Raw genomic sequence first — 23,099 nt, forward strand, 5'->3', positions numbered from 1 at the left:
CTTGTGCTGGTTAAAATACACCAAGGCTACGGTGCTCTCAATCACAATAGCCAGCTATTGCTCAATCAAGCGTCTTGCCCAGATGCATTTTCTCTGCGCACAACAAGATCACAAATTTAATGAAAATGGTATTACTCATAACTGCCCCAAAAGTAGGTTAATGTGTAATCTAAAGGGCAGTATTGAGCTATTATCAGCGATGAAATAGCCTTTAGCGTTAACTTTTCTATTAGACTGAACTCATTGATTATTTTGTTTTTTTAGCTTGAGTAATAAAATCGTTTAAGTAGTCTACTTGCTGTTCGTCCTTTCGAATACCAACAAAAATTTGTTTACTAATACCTTGTTTGCCAAAACGTAGACTTTTGATTGGCATTGATTTTGAGTATTCATCGACTAACCAGCCCGGCAAGGCACAAACACCTCGATTAGCGGCTACCATCTGTAACATGATCTCAGTTGTTTCAATAATTTTATGTTTTTTAACTGAACACTTTGCTGGATTAAGAAATTGACTAAAAATATCTAGCCTCATTGGCTCAACTGGATAACTAAATAACACTTCTTCGCTTAATTGCTCGGGTAATACAAAATCTTGCTTTGCTAGTTTGTGAGATGTGGAAACAACAAGCCTATGCTCATAGTCAAAAACGGGAATGTAGGTTATTTTGGGTTTAAAGAGCGGGTCAGGTGTAATAAGCACATCTATTTCATAACTCAGTAATGCACCTAAAGCGCCAAACTGGAATTCCTGCTTCACATCTATGTCGATGTCTGGCCACTGAACAAGATAAGGCTCTATGACTCTGAGTAACCACTGATAACAAGGATGACATTCCATTCCTATTCTAAGCGATCCCATTTCACCTTTTGCAATCTGATTTAATAATAATTCTGTATGTAAAAACTGAGGCAATACTCTATTTGCAAGCGATTGAATGCGCTCACCAGCAGCAGTAAGACGAAGGTTTCGGCCATCTTTTTGCCATATCGGAGTCGACACTTGGCCTTCTAATTTTTTAATACAGTGACTTAATGCCGATTGAGATAAATGTAATGAATCAGCGGCTTTTGTTAGTGTTCCATGTTCTTTTATTGCCGTCAGTATTTCTAAATGAATCCTTTCTATCATAAGATAACTCCAGTCTTTTATTTTAATGATGAATTATTTTCATTGAATGATGAAGTTATATCATTTTTACTCATCGAACAAGTATTGGTACAATTACTTTAGATAGCTAAATTTGTAAAAGATGATTGAAATTAAGTCATTAAAGTAATCAAAGAATTAATAACTAGCGTTGAAGGCAGTACTTAATATTAGCTTGGTCATAGAGCAGCGAAACAATACGTAAAGTTTGTATTTTTTTACCCGAACCCAGCTGAAGGAACATAGTATTGCTACGGTTTGACATAAATAGCTAACATCGGGGTGGTAACTTAGCCAAGAATCGCGGGCTAAGTTTTTGCCGATCATTAAAAATAGAAGTAGTAGTTAATGAATATCATTGAATTTATAACAAATAATATCCCTACCATTTTAACTTTGGTTACCACCGGAGTATTCGCAGGAATTTTAGCCGGCTTATTAGGCGTAGGCGGCGGTATCGTCATCGTGCCTGTGCTATTTTTCTTGTTCCAGAGCTTTGGCGTATCGCCAGAATCTGCCATGCTGATTGCTACTGCAACGTCATTGGCTACCATAGTGCCAACCTCTATTAGCTCAATTCGTTCGCATCATCAAAAAGGTAATGTAGATTTTGATCTGCTCAAACGTTGGGCTGTATTTATTCTTATGGGTGTATTAGCGGGAAGCTGGTTAGTGACTCGTGTTGAAGGCACTGTGCTTACTCTATTATTTGGCGTAATAGCGACCCTATCTGCGCTAAACATGCTGCTCAGAACTGGAAAATCCGCTTTGTTTCAACAACTGCCTGCTAAAGCAGGTCAAACGGTTATGGGCACATCTATTGGCTTTTTCAGTGCTATGGTCGGCATTGGTGGTGGCACTATTTCGGTTCCGTTACTCACGCTATATAATTATCCAACCCATAAGGCCGTTGGCACCGCAGCTGCGATAGGATTAATCATTTCGTTGCCAGGAGCACTAACAATGTTAGTTATGGGGAACACTCCAACCGATGCACCAGCGGGAACATTTGGCTTAGTTAACCTCATTGGATTCATTTGTATTGTGCCGCTCACGGTATTATTTGCGCCGGTAGGGGCATCGTTGGCAGCTAAATTAGATGCTGCAAAATTAAAAAAGCTTTTTGCCTTGGTATTACTCTTGACTGGCCTACGTATGTTGGCACAAATTTTCTTATAGGTTGTGTTGTGTAATTAGGATATGACTTTAAAAAAAAGGTTACTTTTCCTAAAGCAATAATACAGCGCTGTGATTCATAGCGTTGTATTATTGTGTTCGACTTATTCGACTTATTGGCTTGATTAGTATTAGGCTAAAAGTTCTTTTCGAACAATTTCTGCACCGGCACTTAAGGCATTTAGTTTATCTCTTGCTACTTGATGAGGTAAGGGGGCCATGCCACAATTAGTACAAGGGTATAGCTTGTCAGCATCTACATACTTCAGGGCTTTTCGCAGGGTATTGGCCACTTCTTCTGGTGATTCAATCGTATGGTTTGCCACATCAATGGCGCCAACCATCACCTTTTTACCGCGAATGAGTTCAAGTAGTTCAATGGGCACATGAGAGTTATGACATTCTAGTGAGATAATATCGATAGTAGATTTTTGCAGCTTGGGAAATGCTTCTTCATATTGTCGCCATTCAGAACCTAAGGTTTTTTTCCAGTCTGTATTGGCTTTTATGCCATAACCATAGCAAATATGGACAGCCGTTTCGCATTTAAGCCCTTCAATGGCTCTTTCTAAACAGGCAATTCCCCAATCATTTACCTCATCGAAAAACACATTAAATGCAGGTTCATCAAATTGGATAATATCAACACCAGCCGCTTCTAATTCTTTGGCTTCTTGATTGAGAATTTTGGCGAATTCCCAAGCTAATTTTTCACGACTTTTATAATGATCATCATAAAGCGTATCTATCATCGTCATGGGGCCTGGCAGGGCCCATTTAATAGGTTGTTTGGTTTGCTGACGTAGAAATTTGGCGTCTTCAACAAACACTGACTTTTGGCGACTAACAGGGCCGACAACCGTTGGTACACTTGCATCATAGCGATCACGGATTTTAACGGTTTTGCGTTTCTCAAAATCAACGCCGTTGAGGTGCTCAATAAAGGTAGTAACAAAATGTTGGCGCGTTTGCTCGCCATCACTAACAATATCAATCCCTGCATGTTGTTGATCTTGTAATGACAAACGTAAAGCGTCTTGTTTGCCCTCTATTAATTCATCACCTTGCAATTTCCAAGGCGACCAAAGTGTCTCAGGTTGTGCCAGCCAAGAAGGTTTAGGTAGACTGCCAGCCGTTGAAGTGGGTAATAATTTTTTGCCAATAAGTGTTTTCATAAAAGTGATGCCGTATGTAGAGTGTTTATTTAATGTTGCTATTGCGTATAACGTTTAAACGTAACTATTTAATGTAACTACTTAATGTAACTATAAAATCTAGCTATTGAACATAGTTAGCAGACCATTGCTCAAGTACCGCTTGGTATGGTTTGATGAAGTTCTCCTCAGCAAACTTTCCTTGCTCGCTACCTAACTTGCTACGTTCTTCTCGGTCATAAACGATTTGAGTTAATGAATGATCCTGATTCTTCAAATTGGGTTGATAGGATTTTCCTGCAGCAGCATTGGCATTATAAATCTCAGGTCGGTAGATTTTTTGAAAGGTGCCCATTGTACTGATGGTACTTATCAGCTCAAGGCTAGTGTAATCATTAAGTAAATCACCAAAAAAATAAAAAGCTAAAGGTGCAACACTGTTTGGCGGCATAAAATAACGCACCTGTAAGCCCATTTTTTTGAAATATTGCTCAGTCAAAGACGATTCATTTGGCTGATATTCAACACCCAATACAGGATGCTGATTTTCAGTTCTATGATAGGTTTTGTTATCTGAAACACTAAGACATATAACGGGTGTTTTACTAAAATTTTGTTTATAAACCTTTGAATTAACAAAATACTGAAAAAGTTTGCCATGCAGTTCGCCAAAGTTATCTGGAATACTAAATTTGGACTGACCCTTATTATGAGCTTGTAGCAATACGCTAAAATCATAATCTCGCACATAAGATGAAAAATTATTTCCTATAATGCCTTCAATGCGTTTGTTATTTTTACGATCGACAATATTCGTTTTCAATACTTCAATCGCTGGGAAGCTTTTACCACTGCCTTCAATATCGACATCAACGGAAACTATTTCAAGTTCGACAAAATAACGATCTCCTTTGGGATTATCCCAATGCGCTAAGGCATTAAAACTATTATCGATCATCTTTAAAGCGTTGCGTAAGTTCGCTTGGCGATAGTTTCCTCTGGCCAAATTAGCAAAATTGGTCGAGATACGCGTATTGTTTGATGGTTGATAATCTTCATCGAGACAAATGCTCTTAATGGTAAATGTAAAGTCTTTGTTTTTCATGATCTGGCATCCAATTTATTGTGATTAAACCTAAATTTATTTATTTCTATTTCAGGGTTTTACAAGGTTATTTTCTGATATTTATTATCAGTAGCCGCACAGATTTTTTTGATTTGCATCTACTGGTCAAACTAAGAATTAACGGTAGTATTGCCTAGAGTTAAGAGTACTGTGTGTTTTATACGTGGTTTATAATATGAATAAAATTGATTTAATTTCATTGATCTATGAGATATTTGCATGCATTACTTTGATTTACATTTTTGAGAACATTTTGGCGTAAATTACTGATTAATAGCCCTTGTCCACTTGAATTAAAACCTACAGAAACCCATATTGATAAATACTTTAATAACTGCTTATCTTTTCCAAACAAATTTTATACGACTTTTACGGAGATCTACTATGTCTGATTCACCTATTCAAATAGTTTGCGCAAATTGCAGTACAAAAAATCGCTTAGCTAAAGACAAGCTCAATAATAAACCTGTTTGTGGTAAGTGTGGAAAATTGGTGCTTTCCACTAAACCCGTTGTGGGTAGCGATAAAAACTTTAGCCGTTTTGTTACAGACAATGGTTTACCTGTGGTCGTCGACTTCTGGGCTGAATGGTGTGGTCCATGTAAACAGTTTGCCCCTACCTTTGAACAAGTTGCCGGTGAAATGTTTGCTCAGGCTTGTTTTGTGAAGTTAGATACAGAACATAATCAAAATACCGCAGGCGGTTATAATATTCGTTCGATTCCTACTTTAATGATATTTCATCATGGTAAAGAAATCGCGCGTATGTCAGGGGCTTTACCGAAAGCACAATTTACCCAATGGCTGGCTCAAAACTTACCTGCTGTTTGAATATCTGACATTTAGCGTTAAGAAGTTAAATAAGCTTATTAAGGGCAACTGCTAAGGTAAAATATTAAGGGACGTGATGACAGGTTCACTTGCTATATTGCCTTTTTCTACTGAAATATTGTCGGTGGACAGCCAGTAGTCGTTGGGTCGAACTCGCTTGATAAAAAACGTCTGTTTTGTGCTAGTTGTGATCATGCATTGGGCAGGGGGTATTGTTATTCACAAGTGAAAAAATCCCACTTATGAATAACAAGGTCAACGACTTACTTTATTAACTCTACTTTGCTAATTCTACTCTGATATTTTTAATCAGGTAACTTCACTTAGTTAACGTTATTCTCCTTAAATCTCATTACTAGCTTCTGGTAGTAATGAGATAAAAAAGCTCATCTCCAAGGCGCTTTCTTTTAAACGTTTAAAACGTCCTGATGCACCGCCATGGCCCGCGTCCATATCTGTTTTAAATAGCAGTAGGTTGTCATCTGTTTTAAACTCTCGCAGTTTTGCTACCCACTTCATGGGTTCAAAGTACTGTACTTGTGAGTCATGTAAGCCGGTGGTTACCAGTATATTGGGGTAGTGCTGGGCGCTGATATTATCAATAGGCGAATAAGCTAAAATATCCTGGTAGGCTTGTGCTTCGTTTGGATTACCCCATTCGTCATATTCATTGGTGGTTAGCGGTATGGTTTCATCGAGCATAGTCGTTAACACGTCTAAAAAGGGTACGTGGGCGCCAATGCCTAAATACAACTCAGGTGCTTGGTTTGCTATAGCGCCCATTAATAAGCCGCCGGCGCTGCCGCCTGAGGCAAATATTTTATCTTTAGCGCCATAACCTTGTGCCACCAATGCTTGGGTAACGTCAATAAAGTCATTAAAAGTATTTTGTTTATGTGCCATTTTACCGGTTTCGTACCATGCTCTTCCTAACATCTCTGAGCCACGAACATGGGCGATAACGTAAACAAAACCTCGGTCGAGTAAGCTTAAGGTTTGACTAGAAAAATTAGGATCTATCGTAATGCCATATGCACCATAACCGTATTGCAGCAGCGGGTTAGTGCCGTCTTTTTTAAAGCTACTGCTACGATATACAAGTGATACGGGTACTTGTGTGCCATCACGAGCGCTAATAAATAAGCGCTCTGATTGGTAATCTTCTTTGTTAAAGTCACCTAATACTTTCTGCTGTTTAATCAGCTTTCGCTCACCAGTGGCTAAGTCAAAATCATATAAAGAACCGGGGGTTGTTAAACTTGAATAATAGAGTCTTGCAGTGGTACTTTCTGGCTCAGGGTTATCACCTAAGCAAGAAAAATAGCAGGGATCATCAAACGACAGGGGATATTGATGACCTGCATTTTCACCCTGTGTGGTGTGAACTATAAAACGAATTTGGCCATTTTCTCGTTCGGTAACCACAATGAAGTGATGAAATAATTCAATGCCTTCTAACAGCACATTGCTTCTATGTGGAATAACTTCTTGCCAGTTATTGATATCATTAACCTGATCAACCGCCACCTTCATTAATCTAAAGTTTTTCGCTTGATAGTTAGTGACAATGTAAAAGTATTCGGCCATTTTATCAGCGTGGTATTCGTGTTGTTCTTGATATGGAAACAGCTCAACAAACTTGCCATCAGGCTCGTCAGCACTTAGCGCTAAACAATGTGTTGATTCAGTGGCGTGTAAACAAATATAAATTTGACTGTCATCTCTGCTCTTATCTAAACTCATGTAAAAGCTGTGATCTTCTTCTTCATAAACCAGCACATCATCAGATTGTGCCGTGCCTAATTTGTGACGATAAACTTGCGTACCTAACAAGGTTTCTAGATCTTTTTTGACATAGAATATGGTTTGATTGTCGTTAGCCCAAACCACTTCGCCTTCAGTTTCGACGATAATATCGGTTAAATAAATATCGGCTGAGTCGACAGCTTGGTTTAAGTCTTTAAAGATGATGGTGTAAATACGGCGGCTGTCCGTGTCTTCAGAGATTGACATTAATTGATCATTAGGACTTATCGAAACATCACCTAAATCATAAAACTCATGGTCTTTGGCGCGTTCATTAACATCTAATAACAGGGTTTTGTTTTCACCAGCAAAGCTAGTTGCTCGATAAAAATTTGAAAACTCTTGCTCGCCACTAATTTCGCTGTGATACCAATACTTACCGTCTTTTGCTGGCACGGTATTATCGTCTTTTACCACTCGTGCTTTAAGCTCTTGAAAAAGTAATTCCTGTAAAGGTTTTTGCTCGGTTAACATAGTATCAGCATAAGCATTTTCATCATTGAGGTGCGCCAATACCTCTTCGTCAATGCGCTGGTCATCACGCATCCAATAATAATTATCCACCCGTTGATGATGGTGAATGTTCATTTCATGTGGAATTTTTTTGGCTATTGGCGCGGAAACTGTTTTGTTTGAACTAGCTGATATAAATGAAGATGTTGGCACTAAGTGCTCCTATTTAAAATATATTGTATAGAGTTTCGCTTGAAAATGTGATTGATTATAAGATCTTTACTAATGGTATTTAGCCATTTTTCTGGATGAAAAAGTAGCACACTTAATTAATCACATGTATTTAATTCAATAAAAAACTTAATGAACAAGTCTATCGAGCTTTTATACATAAGATTAGTTAACTGTTTGAATAAGGTTTAATGTCGCTTTAAATTTTTAAGTCGCCTTAAAATCAGCATCTAGCGGTCAATTATAGCAAAGCTGTTAATCGTAAGGTTAGCGGTTTTATATAAAATTCAATTAAAAGAGTGGTTAGTGTCTTTTTTCCAAAAGCGTTCAAATATTTTTTCTACCGCCAAATTGAATAGAAAACGTTTAGCACACACCAAGACGTAAAATAAAGACTGAGTCTTAAGAAAATTTTGCCATTGATTGCGCTAGTTAATATCATGCAGAGTAATGCGTTGGAACAATCGTGATTATTACTGCTTAATTTTACGCCTAACTGTATGTTTTTTAGTCGCAATTGCCTGTTCACCTTCGCTGTTGATAATTGTTACATAAATTAAGCCAATAATTGCGCTAAAAAGTAGCATTTTGTCTCACTTTAGATTAAGTTTGCCGCCTTTATTTACTACAGTTAACCAGAGCGCCTTATGATAGAAAATACTCTTCCTCAACTCGAACAACTGATTGAACAGATCATTGCAAAAAATAAGCTATTAAAAAGCCAAGTGGCAGAATTAGAGTTACAAAAATCAGTGCTAGTCGATGAAAACGAAATGTTACAACTAGAAGCACTTGAAGGTGAAGAAAAACAAAAGCAAACAAATAGCGTATTAACCAGCCTTTTAGGTAAGTTACAAAGTGTAGAAGAGCTTAGTTAATGTTGGTTGAAGACTCCAAAAAGATCAGCATTGAAATTATGGGCAAGCAACACCAGTTTTTTTGTCCGGCTGAACAAGTAGAGGATTTAAAGCAAGCAGCGAGTAATCTTGCTGCTATGTGTGATGACATTAAGAAACAAAAAGGTACGGCGAGCAGTGAGCGTGCTTTATTGGTGGCATCAGTTAATTTAAGTTATTCACTACTCATGGCAAATAATAAAATTAAGCTGTCTCAACACGAGCAAGAGGCTTTGATTTTAAAACTGAAAAGTGCGTTATAGTACTTTAATTTTCCAGCATTACTGCTATCTATTGGTAAGATAACAGTAATACTGGCTATTTTATGTCAAGTTGCATTATGTTTAGTTGCATTTATCAGATAAATTGCATCCAAATACATTGATTTTTTAGTTAGGAGCACCTTCATTATGGCTGATGCAAGCATTGAATTTAAAGGGTCAAGCTTTACCCTTTCTGTTTTACATTTAAGAACGTCAAAATTAGCCGATATTCGTGCTGATTTAATAAAGAAAGTTGCTCAAGCTCCCGATTTTTTTTACCTAGTACCTGTTGTGGTCAATATCGAAAAACTTGTGGGCGGCATTGAATATCAAGCGATAAAAGCATTAATCGAAGAATTCAATTTTACTTTTGTTGGTTTTACTGGTGATATAGCGACAGAGCAACGCAAACTTATTCGTGAACTTGGTTTTTCTTTTGTTAATACCACAAAAGTGAGTACCGCAAAACAAACGGCTATTGCACAAGAAAGTGTGACAAAAATAGCCGCTAGTGCTGAATGTCATCTATACACTGACAAAGTCCACCGAGGCCAAGTTCGCTCTGGTCAGCAACTTTATGCTAAAAATCAAAATTTAGTGGTTATTGGCTCAGTTTCAGCCGGTGCTGAAGTGATTGCCGATGGTAATATTCATGTTTATGGTTCGTTACGTGGTCGAGCAATTGCTGGCGCAAAAGGTCATCATAAAGCGCAAATATATTGCCAAAATCTTGAAGCTGAATTGGTCTCCATTAATGGTAACTATTGGCTCAGTGAGTCAATGCAGCAACATTGGGGCTCACCAGCATTTATACACTTGACTGACAGTGAATTAACGTCATCAAAACTTATTTAATTTCTAACTTATAAAGGATATTCGTTCTATGGCACGCATAATAGTAGTTACATCAGGCAAAGGTGGTGTGGGTAAAACAACATCAAGTGCTGCCATTGGTATTGGTTTAGCATTAAAAGGTCATAAAGTTGTTTTAATTGATTTTGATATTGGTTTACGAAATCTTGACTTAATTATGGGCTGTGAACGTCGTGTTGTTTATGATTTTGTTAATGTTATTAACGGTGAAGCGACCTTAAACCAGGCACTTATTAAAGATAAACGCGTTAGTAGCTTATCTATATTACCGGCTTCACAAACGCGCGACAAAGATGCATTAACTAAAGAAAACGTTGGTAAAGTATTGGAAGAGTTGGCAAAAACTTTTGATTATATTATCTGTGATTCGCCTGCAGGCATTGAAGCCGGCGCGATGATGGCGCTTTATTATGCGGATGAAGCTATAGTAACGACCAACCCTGAAGTTTCATCGGTACGTGATTCCGACCGCATTTTAGGTATGTTAGCCAGTCGCTCACGCAGAGCTGAACTTGGTTTAGAACCAATAAAAGAGCATTTATTATTGACACGTTACTCTCCTAAACGCGTGGAAGAAGGTGAAATGCTCAGTGTTGAAGACGTTGTAGATATTCTCTCAATACCCTTGTTAGGCGTTATTCCAGAATCACAAGCTGTACTTAAAGCATCGAATTCCGGCGAGCCAGTAATTTTAGATATTGAAAGTGATGCAGGGAAAGCGTATCAGGATGTTATAGACCGTTTATTAGGTGAGACGGTTGAATTTAGATTTTTAGTTGCCGAGAAAAAAGGCATTTTCAGTCGTATGTTTGGAGGATAACATGGCACTATTAGATTATTTTTTACAGAAAAAAGAAAAACAGGTAACCACAGCTTTTAAAGCTAAAGAGCGCTTGCAGATTATTGTTGCGCACGAGCGAACTAGTCGAAATAAACAGCCTGATTACTTACCGCAACTCACTGAGGATATTCTTAACGTTTTGCGTAAATATATTAAAGTATCAGATGAAAGTTTTTCAATAAATCTTGATAAAAAAGAGGGTAATTTAAATGTCTTAGAACTTAACATTGAATTACATGATGAAAAGACTACAGACTAAAGGTTATTATTTTTTTGGTTCCACCGCTTAGCAAATGATTATCAGTGTATTAATCGGCTAGTAGTTTAAAAACAGCAGATAAATAACGATAAAAACTATAAACGACAATGCACTATGGTGATCATAACGTAGCGTTCTGTTTGGTAAAAGTTATCATACAGGCGCTAAATCAGGCGCTAAATCTGTTTTTTGATCTGAAAATCTCAAGTGTTACCTGCAGTCAGTCATATTTTAATGATTAAGATGAACAAAAAAATAACTAAACCGGTCTTAACTATTATGATGTGAATTTTTGGAAGTTACTCTTTTGTTGCGTAGTTTATTAATACAGGTAGTGGTTTTTTTATTCATTTTTAATGCTATCTCGATGTTGCGAGAAACGAGCATGCTGTCTACTAGTGCCGATGTTGTGCCTGTTACACATCAACTAAAGACGCTGATGCATAATGATATCAAGCTACAAGCTAAGGGTAAAAAGACCATTGTTTATTTTTTTGCACCTTGGTGCCCGGTATGTAATTTTAGTATTGATAATTTGCAAAGTGTTTATCAAAAAAATCCTGAAATAGATGTCATCGCTGTCGCGTTAGATTTTGTTGATCTTGATGAAGTTAAAAAATTTACTAATAATCATCAATTAACCTTTCCGGTTGCTTTAGGTAATGAGTCAGTAAAAGCTGATTTTCAAGTGCAGGGTTATCCAAGTTATTATGTATTAAATGGAGAAAATACCATCATTGGTCGCTCTCTAGGCTATTCTTCTGAAATTGGTCTGTATTTAAGGAGTCTTTAGTCTTCTGATCTTTTACCGGTTTGTGTACACTAAGGCCATCAAAACAATCATGAGCAAAAGGCCTTATGCAAATTTCTGCAAACTTTGACTCGGGTAATATCGATGTTATCTCAGCAAAAGATCCAAGTAATATTCAACTAGCCATTAAAAAAGATAATCAATCAGCATTCTACCAATGGTTTCACTTCAAACTTCATAATACCGAACATGTTGAACATGTCATGCATTTAACTAATGCAGGTAAGTCGGCTTATGTCGACGGTTGGAAAGATTATCAAGCGGTTGCATCTTATGACCGCCAACATTGGTTTCGTGTACCAACAGAATTTGATGGTGAAAATCTTACTATTACTTTCACACCAGAATATGACGCGACTTATTTTGCCTACTTTGCACCTTACAGTTATGAACGTCATCAAGACTTAATTCACAGTGCACAATTAGATATTGATTGTCAGTTACAGGTATTGGGGCAAACACTCGATGGCCGTGATATGTCGGTCCTAAAAGTGGGTGAAGAGGGTGAAGGTAAAAAAGTTATTTGGTTAACTGCACGTCAGCATCCGGGTGAATCTATGGCCGAATGGTTTATGGAAGGCTTTATTGATCGCTTATTAGATGAAGACGATGGGGTTGCGCGGTCATTGTTAAACAGTGCGGTATTTTATTTAGTCCCCAACATGAATCCTGACGGCTCAGCTCGTGGCCATCTGCGTACCAATGCTAAAGGTGTTAACTTAAATCGTGAATGGCAAACACCCACGATGGAAAATAGTCCTGAAGTGTATCTTGTGCGTGAAAAAATGCTTGCGACAGGCGTAGATATGCATTTAGATATTCATGGTGATGAAGCTTTACCTTTTAATTTTGTTGCCGGTAGTGAAGGTGTTCCTTCATATAACGCGCGTATTAAAGGCCTTGAAGACAAATTCAAAAATGTGCTTTTAGCTATAACGCCAGAGTTTCAAGATGACAAAGGTTACGATAAAGACGAGCCTGGCCAAGCTAACTTAACGGTGGCGGCGAATTGGGTGGGTGAACAATTTAAATGTTTAGCCTACACTGTTGAAATGCCATTTAAAGACAACAATTTATTACCCGACTACAGTGTCGGTTGGTCAGATGAGCGCAGTAGTTTATTTGGTCGCGACTTTTTAACCGCCATTTACCACGTGGTGGATGACTTACGTTAGTTGTTAGTCATAACATAGAGTTATAACTGTGCCACATTTAAGTGTAACTTCAGCAGTAAACTAGGTAAGCCGATTAAAGCTTGATTTGAGGATAAGGGTTATGCCCTTATCCTGTATTGCATAGGTTTTGTGTGTTAGACAAAAGCTAAGTGCATACATACGGCGTAATCTTGCTTTCCTAGTTTAGCTGGCTAAAGGCGAGTGGTTCGGGTATATATTACAACGCAAAATAACTTTAAAAAAATAATAATTATCAGGAGTCTAGGATGCAAGAAATTGTTAATAACATTAATGGCTATATTTGGAGCCCATATTTAATTTATCTTTGTTTGGGAACGGGTGTTTTCTTCTCTATTTTAACGCGTTTTGTACAAATACGTCATTTCCGTGAAATGTTCCGTTTATTACTTTCAGGTAAAAGCTCAGAAAAAGGCATCTCCTCATTCCAAGCACTTGCTGTTTCGTTATCGGGTCGTGTGGGTACGGGTAATATTGCCGGTGTGGCCGCGGCTATCGGTTTTGGTGGCCCCGGTGCTGTATTTTGGATGTGGGTGGTAGCATTTTTAGGTGCAGCGACTGCTTATATTGAATCAACCAATGCACAAATATATAAAGAAGAAGAAGATGGGCAATACCGTGGTGGTCCAGCGTATTATATAGAAAAAGCGTTAGGTCAAAAATGGTATGCGTGGATCTTTGCTTTAGCAACAATTCTAGCTTGTGGTGTACTTTTACCGGTTGTGCAATCAAATGGTATTGGCGATGCTATGGTCAATGTTTTTGGTAGTGGCGGCACAGTTAACTCTTTCATGGGTGAATTACCTTTGACGAAAGTTTATAGTGCGGTATTTATTGTTTTATTACTCGGTTTTATTATTTTTGGTGGCGTTAAACGCATAGCCAACTTTACCCAAGTTGTCGTCCCTTTTATGGCGTTAGCGTACATTATAATTGCCTGTTCAATTATTGCTTTGCATATTGATCAACTACCCAGTATTTTTATGTTGATTATCACTGATGCATTCACTCCTATGGCAGGCTTTGGTGCGGCGATTGGTTGGGGCGTAAAACGTGGAGTTTATTCCAATGAAGCGGGTCAAGGTACTGGCCCTCATGCTGCTGCGGCGGCTGAAGTTGATCATCCCGCCCAACAAGGCTTAGTTCAAGCGTTCTCTGTTTACATTGATACACTATTTGTTTGTTCTGCAACGGCATTTATGATTTTAATCACTAATTCGTATAATGTTATGCCTGAAGGGTCAACAAGCTTTATTGTTAACAATTTAGCCAATGATGTGGTTATTAATGGTCCTGCCTTTACACAAATTGCCGTGGATAGCGTATTAACCGGATTTGGTAAACCGTTTATTGCAATAGCTTTATTTTTCTTTGCCTTTACGACTGTACTGGCTTATTACTTTATTGCAGAAAATAACGTTTCTTACATCAATAAAACCATCAAAATGCCGATACTTAGATTTGTCCTTAAATTGGTACTTATGTCAGCTGTATTTTACGGTACAGTGGCAAAGCCAAGTGCTGCTTGGGGATTAGGTGACATTGGTGTTGGTTTAATGGCTTGGTTGAATATTGTCGGTATTATTGCCATTTTCTTTATGGCTAAACCGGCGATTAAAGCCTTAAGAGATTATGAACGACAGCAAAAAGCCGGTGTTAAAACTTACACTTTTGACCCAAAAAGCCTAGAAATTAAAAATGCTGACTTCTGGGAAAAGCGTTTAGAAGAACAAAATAAAAAATAAATGTTATTTAGTGTAAAAAAACGCCCGCAAGGGCGTTTTTTTTAGGTAAAATAAAGTATCGAAAAAGAGGTGTAAATATGGCTGTTATAAATTGCCCAAAATGTAAGAAGAAAATTTCCGATAAAGCAAAAACGTGCGAGCATTGTCAGTTAGATTTAACCGTGTTGGATGCAGATAAAATAGCGAGTTTAAAGCGTGTAAGTATCGTGGCAAAATCGCAACAATTGATGAATCATTCTTTTATCGCCATGTTGTTATTTTGTGGTGGTTTCTTATTTCTTTATTCGCAAGATGCTCAACCGGGTACTTGGCAATATGTTGTGTCTATCGCCAGTGCAGTTTTAGGCTTTATTCTATATCTTATCACCCGAGTCAGACTTATATTAATCAAGCGTAACCGATCATAATCAACATTACCTAAAAGAGAAATTCATGGATATAATTCAGTTAGTCGACAATATGTCAGAAGAAATGTATTTGCGTTTAAAGTGTGCCGCCGAAACCGGTAAATGGCCAGAAGGGACTCAGGTTGATAAAGAGCAGCAATTAAGCGCAGTACAAATTACTATGGCTTATCAATCCAAGCATCTAAACTCAGATCAAACCCTGTCTATTGGCCCTAAAGGTGAGATGATCATTAAAACAAAACATGAACTGCGTGCAGATTTCCCGTCAGCGTTAGATAGCAACGATATTGCTAGGTTTTCAAATCTATGATTTTCTCTAAATTTTTAAAAAAGAAATGGCAACATAAAGACAGTGTAGTGCGTGTTGAAGCGATTAATAGTAGTTTATCAGTTGATGATCCCGCGCAACGAGACATTATCATAGCGTTGGTCAAAAACGACGACAATGAAAATGTTCGACGTGCAGGCTTGATAAAGCTTGCTAGCTTTCAATCTTGGTTAACTCATAGCCAAGAAAATACCATGGCGAAAGTAAAGCAATATGCTAGCGACAAAGTAGCCGCTATTTTAATGGATCAAGATGCCATTAAAGTTTCTCAGCAAGAAAAACTCAGTTACATTGCTGAGCACAAGCAATATGGCTTGTATGAAAACTGGTTGAAAACTACCGAAGATGCTGATTTGATCATTGCGTTATTTGAAAAAATCGCCAATAAAACGCAAGTGAACGAGCAAAGCAATAAGTTAGCATTAAAGCCTCAGTTATTACTTAACCTCTTCACTCAAAAGCAAAATGTACAGGTTCAACAATACATCATTGAAAAAGTAGCTGACTTAGACACTTTAGAAAAGCTAAAGAAAAAATCACAGCAGACTGAGATCACACAGCAGTTGATTGAAAAAATCACTCAAATGCAGTTTGCTATTGAACAACCGATAGCATTACGCAAAAAAGTAAATTTAGTCTTAGCTAAGCTCCAAGCACTTAAAGATCAATACGAGTACCAAGACTATCTTAATAAACGTGAACTGTTAACTAATGAATGGCAGGTATTAGCTAGTGAGTTTAGTTGTTTTGACGCCGCTGAAATAACCACTTTTAAAGATAAAAAAATAGCCATCCTAGCGCAACTCGATAAATTGTTTATCGCCAAAGCTGAGCAACACGTGCAAGCTGAAATTATTCGTCAGCTTAATGAACAAAAACAGCAAGCGCGTATGCACTTTGATAAAACACTAGCGGTTATTGATCAAACGTTAACCACCAGTATTTTTGAAAATGATAAAATTGAAGAGCAACAATACCAAACGCTATTTGACAAATTAACCAGCGAAATTATTGTTTCAGTGTTAGCTAAAAATGAACAGAACGAATTTATTGCTAAAATCTGTCAACAACAAAAAAAGTTACAGCAATTACCTGAAATTGCCAAATCAGTCAGTGAGGCAACGCATTTAATTTCAAAAATTTCACAGTTAGCTCTACCAACAACAGCTGAAGAAATGGATGAACGACTGCCAGTTTATCAAACATGGTTAAGCGATTGGAAACATGCTGAGAAAAACGCCTCAGGTGCTTTACCAGATTCAATTAAAATTGCGGCCAATGAAATTCAGCAGCACTGGCGCCAAGCATTAAAACCTTTGCAACAAGCACAAAAACAAGAGTTTTCTATAACACAGAAAAAACTCCACGATGTTAGACGATTAATCTCTGCTGGCAAGTACAATGCAGCATTTGGTGTTTTCAAAAAGGCTAAGCAATTATTTAATGCTTTAGCTGAACAGCAACAACACCGTATTCAAAAAGATTATGATTCACTCAGTGAAAAAATTGCCGAGTTAGCTGATTGGGAACGCTACATTGCCACACCACGCAAGCAACAACTATTAGCCGACATTAAAGCGATTGTTGAAACGCCACTTGATAATCCCAACGAACAGGCAGAGAAGGTTAAGCAATATCGTAAGGTTTGGAATAGTTTAGGTCATGCCGATGATGATGCAGAAAAAAGTTTAAATAATGAATTTAATCAACTATGCGAAACAGCGTTCACCCCTTGTCGCTTATTTTTTGCCGAGCAAGAAAAGTTAAGAGCGCAGCACTTGATCACTCGCGAATCATTTGTCGAACAGGCAAAATTACTTCACCAGCAAGTAATTGGTGATAAAAACACTAACGATGAGAGTTCGATGGTTGATTATAAAACCTTAGAAGTAGCATTAAACCAACTGATAAAACAATGGCAAAGTGCCGGCCAGGTTGATCGAGATGTTTATCAAAATATTAATAACCAATTTAATCTCACGTTACAGCCAATAAAATCAGCAATTAAAGCCTTTCACCAAGAAAATAAAGTCTTAAAGCAGCAACTCATTACTGAGGCTGAAAAATTATTGGCGACAGTAGATGTTGTGACCGCCGTTACGCAAGTTAAAGCCTTGCAAACACAATGGCGCAACACGGGGTATGCCGGACCCAAAGTAGAAAATAAACTTTGGCAAAATTTTAGAAAAATCAATGATGATATTTTTGCTAAACGTGCAGAACAAAATGTTTTGGAAAAATCAGCTACCTCAGCTAGGGCCTCAGAACTAGAAGGTGCTTTAAAAACACTTGAAGAAAAATTTGCTCAAGTAACACAATTAAACGATCTGCAAATGTTTGAGCAAGCGTTGCAAGTGTTAAATAAAGATGTTGCGCAACAAAAGCCAAAAATGTTGAATCTTGAAAAACAAATTAGCGCTAAAGAAAAAACTCTTGCTAAGAGAATTGTTGATTGTAAACTTGCTGATGAAAAACGCCAATGGGGTTACTTATTTTTGACCCTTGAAGAAAGTATCAGTAATGAAGAAAGTTTTACTGAGCATAAAGAATATCTACAGCTAACCGCTTCTTGGCAGAAAAAGTTAAAAGAATTAGCAAACAACACCACACATTTTAATAGAGAAGATGCGACGTTAGAGCTTGAAATTTTATCAGGTAATCCTTCGCCAAGTAACTTACAACAACAGCGCATGACAGTGCAAGTCAGTTTAATGCAAGCGCAAATGTCGTCAGGTACAGCTATTGATTTACCCGCTAAGTTTTCTCAGTGGTTAATGTTAGGAAAGTTGACTCAACAAGACCTTGGGTTACTAGAAAGAATAAAACCAATTTTTCAATAAGATAGTTTTATAGTTCGACTAAAAAATCAGCAATTTATTGCTGATTTTTTGCTTTTTGTGTCACACAGTATTGTTATTAGGTTATGAAGTTTGCTGTTTAAAGGCTTAGAGAGAAAATGACTCTGTTAGCTAACATTGCTTTGACGGGGAATAATATAGCGTTTGGTATTTTTGCTAATAACAGTTTAATTGCATTTAATTTTTTGGACTGAAGTGCCACTTTAATATATCAAGCGTTAAGCGGGCGATGAATAGGAGGGCGAAAAAGTATGTGCAGCCTAATAATACTTTTTCGCGTAGCATTGCCCCGACAACAATTAACGGTAACAGAGCCGATTTTTTATCCTTGAGAGTTAATCGCTGCCAGTGATTAACTTAATTCGCCGCGTAAACTCACTTCCAATAATTGGCAAATTTTTTCTTGGCTGTACCCTTTACTCAATAAGTAATGCAACTTAGTTAATGTCGCTTCTAAAGTCATATCATGACCACTAATAACGCCTATTTCACTCAAGGCATTACCGGTTGCATAGCCTTTCATATTGACTGTGCCTTTACTACACTGACTACAATTAACAATAACAATTCCATCGTCATTGGCTTGCTTTAAACAATCTAACATCGCCTGATTTTGTGGCGCATTACCGACACCATAGCTACGAATTATTAACGCTTTTACTGGTTGTTTAATGATATTTTTAATCAGCTCTACTGATATACCAGGATATAAATGTACAACACCAATAGGTTGAGGCGTAATTTGCGCTAATGTTAAAGGTTGAGATACTGGCGTGGAAATTTTTCCTTCGATTAACTTAATGTTAATCCCTGCTTCTAGCAAAGGGGGTAAGTTTGGCGAATCAAAGGCATTAAAGCCATCGGCATAAGCTTTGATACTGCGATTACCTCGAAAAAGCCTATTATTAAAATATAGGCCTACTTCATTAATAGGAAAGTTAGCGGCAATATATAATGAATTTAGTAGGTTTTCTTGTCCGTCTGAACGTAATTGGCTAAAGGGTATTTGCGAGCCCGTAACAATGACAGGTTTCCCTAAATTTTCCAACATAAATGAAAGCGCAGAACTTGTGTAAGCCATGGTGTCTGTGCCATGCAATACGACAAAGCCGTCATATTCATCATAATTTTTTTTGATATCATCAGCAATATGTTGCCAATCTGAGGGTGACATATTTGATGAGTCAATCAATGGGTCATATTCATTAATGGTAAATTCTGGCATTTCTTCACGATGAAAATCAGGCGCTTTCATTATCGCGTCGGTTAAATGCTGCTTCTGTGGAATGTAACCATTTTCGCTCGGTTTCATACCAATGGTACCACCAGTATAAGCGATATATATGCGTTTTCTCATAGCTTAAGTCTTAATATAGAAATTGGCATAAAGTAATAGTGCCAACAAAGTGATGAAATTGCTCGAGATTGTAACACAAAGCACGCAGGTAAAACGGCTAGCTAGCGATAAAAAAAGCCCCGAGAATTCGAGGCTTATATAGCTTGATTAAGTTAAATAATTATTCAACTTCACAGGCAAGGCAAAAGGAATAAATACCTTGCGGATCATTTAATTGTGCTAGTTGCTTAAGTTCAAGTGACAATGTGTTAATAAGACTAGTGAGCTTATTTTCACTGTAATGACTATCTGCTGGCGGGCCAAAAAATATTGACGCTTGCCCAAGCAAACTTTGTAAGAATAGCGCACGGGGGCTTTTTTCTTTTTCAATTAAAAGCCTATCGTAATCTTCTAAATTTGCTAGCTGGGCTGCTGCTTCAATAGCGTTATCAAGATCGCCCAAGGCATCAACTAAACCCAGTTCTAACGCTTTTGAACCCGACCATACGCGGCCTTGAGCGATAGCATCAACTTGCGCTGTTGTCATATTTCTATTATTGGCCACCAATTCAACAAAGTCGCGATAACCCCGTTCGATATTTAATTGTATAATATTAGCCATACCTGGGGTTAACTCACGTGTGATGCCAAAACCAGCAATATCTGTGGTGCCAACACCATCGGTATAAATACCTAATTTACTTAAGGTTTTTTCAAAGGTCATAAAAAAACCAAATATGCCAATTGAGCCAGTAATAGTCGTAGGTGATGCATAAATTTTATCAGCCGGGGCAGATATCCAATAACCCCCTGAGGCGGCATAAGTCCCCATTGAAGCCACCACAGGTTTGCCGGACGCTTTTAATAATTCGACTTCTTGGCGAATTATTTCTGAAGCGTATGCACTACCACCTGGGCTGTCAACACGAAGTACCACAGCTTTAACATTGTCATTGTCACGGGCTTGGCGTAATAAAGCGGCGGTACTTGTGCCACCAATGGTACCGGGTTTTTGGTTACCTGTTAAAATTGTGCCTTTGGCTACGATAACGGCAACCTTATTAGTGCTGATACTTTCCATTGAACTGTATGAGTTGATCAGCGTTAAATAATCATCAAATGCTATGTTTTTATAACCTTTATCGCCGTTACTGCCAACCACATTGATTAAATCTTGCTTCATCTGTTCTCGTGTTTTTAAGGCATCAACCCAATTGTTGGCTAAAGCATACTCGGCAATGTTGCCATTAGCTGCTTTTAGCTTGGTGACTAACACATCAATGTTTTCATCAAAATTACTGACTGCAAAGTTGCGCTGTTGGGCAACATCAATTTTATATTGCTGCCACAGATCGGTTAACCACAATTGGTTAGCTTCTTTAGCTGCAGCTGACATACTGTCGCGAATATAAGGTTCAACCGCAGACTTATAAGTGCCAACGCGAAAAATATGCTGGCTAATAGAAAGCTTTTCTAAAGCAGATTTAAAGTAAAGTTGATAACGTCCATAACCGTCTAATAACATCCAACCTTTGGGGTTAAGCCAAATATCATCGGCATAACTGGCCAAGTAATACTGGTCTTGGCTGTATTGTTCACCAATAGCGATTATTTTTTTACCCTGACTTTTAAATTCTGTTAAGGCTTTGGCTATATCACTTAGTTTGGTAATGCCAGAGCCTTGCATATTTTCTAGATCTAGCACCATCATACTAATACGGTCATCAGTTGTTGCTTGTTTAATGACAGATAATATATCAGTTAACAGCACTTCAGCAGCGGTATTAGGTTGTTCAAGTGCTTCGCTAATAAAAGCGTCCATTGGGTCAATGTCATGTTTTTGTTCAACAATATCACCACGTATATTTAATATCAGCGCTGATCCTGGTTCAACGGTAATGTTTTTTTCATCGCGAGTAATAGCAATAATAAAAATCAATAGCAGAGTAAAAAACACTAAATTAATAATGATTTTTCGCGAGGTATTGAGCAAACTAAATAGCCCTAAGGTTATTCTTGCTATCGTACTCTTTTTTTCTTTCATAAAACGCTGTCTATAGATTGCTTTAGTATTAGATAGCTATATGCTACTGAAAATTGCCTCGCTTAAGTAGTCGTAAATGTAAATATTTTTGTTTTTAGATAATTGAAAGAAATTTTGGCTGATTACGTTCTACTGTACAAATATCGCCGATCCAATTTACAAGTTATTTCGTATAAATGTTAAATAAAAGTATTAACTTGTATTATTTTAATAACAAATTAATGCTAATGTATAAGATAACAAGGAGATAGCGTTTAAATGCACTAACAAGGTACTTAACTTGGTTGCCGTATTGAACAACCTATTAGTCATTAAACCCTAAAGAACGAAACAACAGGAATTTACAGTTTTATGAACGTTTTGGAATTTTTACATACTCGTCAGTCTAATCCTTATTTACATGGAAATAGTCCTGATGAGCACGCCATTAGTAATATTCTTAAGGCCGGCATGCGCGTCCCTGACCATGCAGGTTTAACACCATGGCGCTTCACTATTGTTAAAGATGATGGCCTGACAAAGCTCAGTAAAGCCTTCAAATCAGCGGCTATCAGTGACGGCGGTGATGAACTTAAAGTAGAAAAAGCAGCTAAAATGCCTTTTCGTGCGCCTTTAATTATTGTGATTAGTACTAAGTTTCATCAACACGTTAAAGTGCCAAAACAAGAACAGTTAATAGCGGCAGGGTGTACAGTGCATGCAATGCAGATGGCAGCCACCACATTAGATCTAGGTGCTGTGTGGCGCACGGGTGAAATGAGTTACCATCCTTTAGTCAAAGAGCGTTTAAACATTGAGCTACATGAGGAAATTGTTGGTTTTCTCTATATCGGCGAAAAGTCGAAAGAATTACCGGTAAAAAAAGCTAGAAATTTCGACGATTACGTTAGCTATTTTTAATTATGCTTGTTGTTTTCGCGGTAGTTAATGGTTATCGAGCAAGCTCATAGTCAAGTACCTAGTTAACAGTCTTATTGCTATGCGAATACAATAAGGCTGTCTATTTTTAAATATTTTTATTTCTAGCCATAAAGTGTCAACGGCTCTTAATACCTCGATAATTTACACCTTACTCTTTACAACACCGGCATTAATGTCATCTTTAGCTTTTCATCCAATGATATAAATATCACTAGCTTTCGCTCCTGCGATATCCTGGGATAATTGCATCAAGTAACCAGTTTATTATCATCTTCACATCATAGTTTCAGGTGTCTTGTGCTCTTAGCTTGTTTTACCGTCTAATTTAATGATCATAAACCAAGCGCTAAGTTTATATAGCAGATAATGACTACTGCTCCAAAAGGTTAATAAAGCA

The 23,099-nt window shown here is 37.6% G+C and carries 20 protein-coding genes; 14 read left to right on the forward strand and 6 right to left on the reverse strand.

What is annotated here, in order from left to right; genetic code table 11:
• Positions 1-247: 247 nt before the first annotated feature.
• Complete coding sequence (locus H4J61_RS02930; protein WP_182183530.1) at positions 248-1,132, reverse strand: LysR family transcriptional regulator; 885 nt, start codon at positions 1,130-1,132, stop codon at positions 248-250.
• A gap of 366 nt (positions 1,133-1,498) precedes the next feature.
• On the opposite strand from H4J61_RS02930, the gene H4J61_RS02935 reads away from it, so the two are divergent.
• Positions 1,499-2,329, forward strand: a complete 831-nt coding sequence (locus tag H4J61_RS02935) for a sulfite exporter TauE/SafE family protein (protein WP_182183532.1) — start codon at positions 1,499-1,501, stop codon at positions 2,327-2,329.
• 128 nt (positions 2,330-2,457) lie between these two features.
• Here the strand turns inward: H4J61_RS02935 and H4J61_RS02940 are convergent, their stop codons facing one another.
• Entirely contained in the window at positions 2,458-3,501 is a 1,044-nt protein-coding gene (locus tag H4J61_RS02940) for a methionine synthase (RefSeq protein ID WP_182183534.1), read from the reverse strand.
• A gap of 103 nt (positions 3,502-3,604) precedes the next feature.
• Positions 3,605-4,585, reverse strand: coding sequence for a DUF1852 domain-containing protein (locus H4J61_RS02945; protein WP_182183536.1), 981 nt, complete (start codon positions 4,583-4,585; stop codon positions 3,605-3,607).
• Between the two features lie 405 nt (positions 4,586-4,990).
• Between H4J61_RS02945 and trxC the strand changes: the two genes are divergently transcribed.
• Complete coding sequence (gene trxC, locus H4J61_RS02950; RefSeq protein WP_182183538.1) at positions 4,991-5,437, forward strand: thioredoxin TrxC; 447 nt, start codon at positions 4,991-4,993, stop codon at positions 5,435-5,437.
• Positions 5,438-5,779: 342 nt separating this feature from the next.
• On the opposite strand, the gene H4J61_RS02955 is transcribed toward trxC, so the two are convergent.
• Positions 5,780-7,909: a S9 family peptidase gene (locus H4J61_RS02955; RefSeq protein WP_182183540.1), complete on the reverse strand. Its 2,130-nt coding sequence runs from the start codon at positions 7,907-7,909 to the stop codon at positions 5,780-5,782.
• 665 nt (positions 7,910-8,574) lie between these two features.
• Here H4J61_RS02955 and H4J61_RS02960 point away from each other — a divergent pair.
• The 11 genes from H4J61_RS02960 to H4J61_RS03010 all read left to right on the forward strand — a co-directional run bounded on the left by H4J61_RS02960 (position 8,575) and on the right by H4J61_RS03010 (position 18,383).
• Positions 8,575-8,805, forward strand: coding sequence for a DUF904 domain-containing protein (locus tag H4J61_RS02960; protein WP_182183542.1), 231 nt, complete (start codon positions 8,575-8,577; stop codon positions 8,803-8,805).
• Positions 8,805-9,086 (forward strand): cell division protein ZapA, encoded by a 282-nt coding sequence (locus H4J61_RS02965; protein WP_182135755.1) that lies wholly within the window; start codon positions 8,805-8,807, stop codon positions 9,084-9,086. The genes H4J61_RS02960 and H4J61_RS02965 overlap by 1 nt, the downstream gene beginning before the upstream one ends.
• A 147-nt stretch (positions 9,087-9,233) precedes the next feature.
• Positions 9,234-9,941, forward strand: a complete 708-nt coding sequence (gene minC / locus H4J61_RS02970) for a septum site-determining protein MinC (protein WP_182135754.1) — start codon at positions 9,234-9,236, stop codon at positions 9,939-9,941.
• Between the two features lie 28 nt (positions 9,942-9,969).
• Positions 9,970-10,779, forward strand: coding sequence for a septum site-determining protein MinD (minD, locus tag H4J61_RS02975; protein WP_182135753.1), 810 nt, complete (start codon positions 9,970-9,972; stop codon positions 10,777-10,779).
• Position 10,780: 1 nt separating this feature from the next.
• Positions 10,781-11,059 (forward strand): cell division topological specificity factor MinE, encoded by a 279-nt coding sequence (minE, locus tag H4J61_RS02980; protein WP_182135752.1) that lies wholly within the window; start codon positions 10,781-10,783, stop codon positions 11,057-11,059.
• Between the two features lie 385 nt (positions 11,060-11,444).
• Complete coding sequence (locus H4J61_RS02985; RefSeq protein WP_259363071.1) at positions 11,445-11,852, forward strand: TlpA disulfide reductase family protein; 408 nt, start codon at positions 11,445-11,447, stop codon at positions 11,850-11,852.
• A gap of 65 nt (positions 11,853-11,917) precedes the next feature.
• Positions 11,918-13,045, forward strand: coding sequence for a carboxypeptidase family protein (locus tag H4J61_RS02990; protein ID WP_182183547.1), 1,128 nt, complete (start codon positions 11,918-11,920; stop codon positions 13,043-13,045).
• A gap of 266 nt (positions 13,046-13,311) precedes the next feature.
• Positions 13,312-14,808, forward strand: coding sequence for a sodium:alanine symporter family protein (locus tag H4J61_RS02995; RefSeq protein ID WP_182135749.1), 1,497 nt, complete (start codon positions 13,312-13,314; stop codon positions 14,806-14,808).
• 77 nt (positions 14,809-14,885) lie between these two features.
• Positions 14,886-15,215 carry a zinc ribbon domain-containing protein gene (locus tag H4J61_RS03000; RefSeq protein ID WP_182183549.1) on the forward strand — a complete coding sequence of 110 codons (330 nt, stop codon included), beginning with the start codon at positions 14,886-14,888 and terminating at the stop codon, positions 15,213-15,215.
• Positions 15,216-15,240: 25 nt separating this feature from the next.
• Entirely contained in the window at positions 15,241-15,525 is a 285-nt protein-coding gene (locus H4J61_RS03005) for a YeaC family protein (RefSeq protein ID WP_182135747.1), read from the forward strand.
• Positions 15,522-18,383: a DUF349 domain-containing protein gene (locus H4J61_RS03010; protein ID WP_182183551.1), complete on the forward strand. Its 2,862-nt coding sequence runs from the start codon at positions 15,522-15,524 to the stop codon at positions 18,381-18,383. The genes H4J61_RS03005 and H4J61_RS03010 overlap by 4 nt, the downstream gene beginning before the upstream one ends.
• 370 nt (positions 18,384-18,753) lie before the next feature.
• Here the strand turns inward: H4J61_RS03010 and ansA are convergent, their stop codons facing one another.
• Entirely contained in the window at positions 18,754-19,758 is a 1,005-nt protein-coding gene (gene ansA / locus H4J61_RS03015; RefSeq protein WP_182183553.1) for an asparaginase, read from the reverse strand.
• A gap of 160 nt (positions 19,759-19,918) precedes the next feature.
• Positions 19,919-21,781, reverse strand: a complete 1,863-nt coding sequence (sppA, locus tag H4J61_RS03020; protein WP_182183555.1) for a signal peptide peptidase SppA — start codon at positions 21,779-21,781, stop codon at positions 19,919-19,921.
• Positions 21,782-22,132: 351 nt separating this feature from the next.
• Here sppA and H4J61_RS03025 point away from each other — a divergent pair, with 351 nt between their 5' ends.
• The gene (locus H4J61_RS03025; RefSeq protein WP_182183557.1) at positions 22,133-22,681 is read left to right on the forward strand and encodes a nitroreductase family protein; all 549 of its coding nucleotides are present in this window, start codon (positions 22,133-22,135) and stop codon (positions 22,679-22,681) included.
• The last annotated feature ends 418 nt before the right edge of the window (positions 22,682-23,099 follow it).

It is taken from the genome of Colwellia sp. MB3u-4, from assembly GCF_014077065.1.
Taxonomy (GTDB): domain Bacteria; phylum Pseudomonadota; class Gammaproteobacteria; order Enterobacterales; family Alteromonadaceae; genus Cognaticolwellia.